Here is a 980-nt window from a genome sequence, read left to right on the forward strand (position 1 = left end):
ACTGTCCAGATTCGAACGCGGCCTCACCCGCGACGACCAATTCTTCCAACGCTACTCAGACTGGCTCAACAACAATTGACAGCTATAGGAGCATCAATTCCCGGGCGGGCTTTAAGCCCCGGTCCCCGGTTTCAGTCCAGCGCCTGTTCCACCCGTTCCACGCCACAGGCAGGCATCCACGTCGAACGGCAGCAGCTGGTCCTGTTCGGCCATCAGGTTGGCCCCATGGGCTGTAACGCGCCGCATGTAGTGCCGCCGGCAGAGCGTCTCGTAACCCACTACCGGGACATGACCGCTTTCCACAGTGGCTGACGGGTGCATGGCCATGTCAACATCACCCACCACCACCTGGGCACCCTCGGTGACCATGACGCCGTCGACAGTCCTGGCGTTGTGCGTGGCGCGCCGGCCACACCAGCACAAGGCCTCGACCTGGAGCACCTGCACCCGGTCCGCCAGTTCGATGAGCCGCTGGGAGCCGGGAAACAAGCGGGTGCGGAAGTCGGCCGTAATGCCGAAGGCGAAGACGTCGACGTCGATCTCGTCAACCACCTTGGCGAGCTGTTCCACCTGCTCCGGAGAGTAGAACTGCGCTTCATCGCAAATCAGGTAATCCACACGCTGCCCCTGGGTGCGCCGGCGCATCACTTCCTCCCAGAAGTCGGTGCCGTCCCCTACTTCCACCGCATCCGTCTGGAGGCCGAGGCGGCTGGAGATGCGGGATTCACCGGCGCGGTCGTTGCGGCTGAACCGGACCCCGCCCCGCCCCCTGGCGCGGTGGTTGTAATCCATCTGCAATGCCAGGGTGGACTTGCCGCTGTCCATGGTGCCGGAGAAAAAGACGAGCTCAGCCACGGCGCGCGCCCTTGCCGCCGGCGGTGAAACACAGCAGCGGCACCTCACGCTCGGCCTTGGTCAGCGAGCCGTGCTGGCCCACCACCTCCATGGCGGCGGGGCGGCTGCGCCGCGTGTCGTACAGG

1 protein-coding gene and 1 pseudogene are annotated in these 980 nt (G+C 65.2%); both read right to left on the reverse strand.

Annotated elements, in window-relative coordinates; genetic code table 11:
• Positions 1-111 precede the first annotated feature (111 nt).
• Positions 112-855 carry a thymidine kinase gene (locus AC5RTT_RS20630; RefSeq protein ID WP_494146717.1) on the reverse strand — a complete coding sequence of 248 codons (744 nt, stop codon included), beginning with the start codon at positions 853-855 and terminating at the stop codon, positions 112-114.
• Positions 848-980: pseudogene (locus AC5RTT_RS20635) on the reverse strand (alkaline phosphatase family protein); the annotation flags it as partial. The pseudogene AC5RTT_RS20635 and the gene AC5RTT_RS20630, both read right to left, overlap by 8 nt.

The sequence above is a fragment of the Arthrobacter sp. Y3221157 genome (assembly GCF_059089865.1).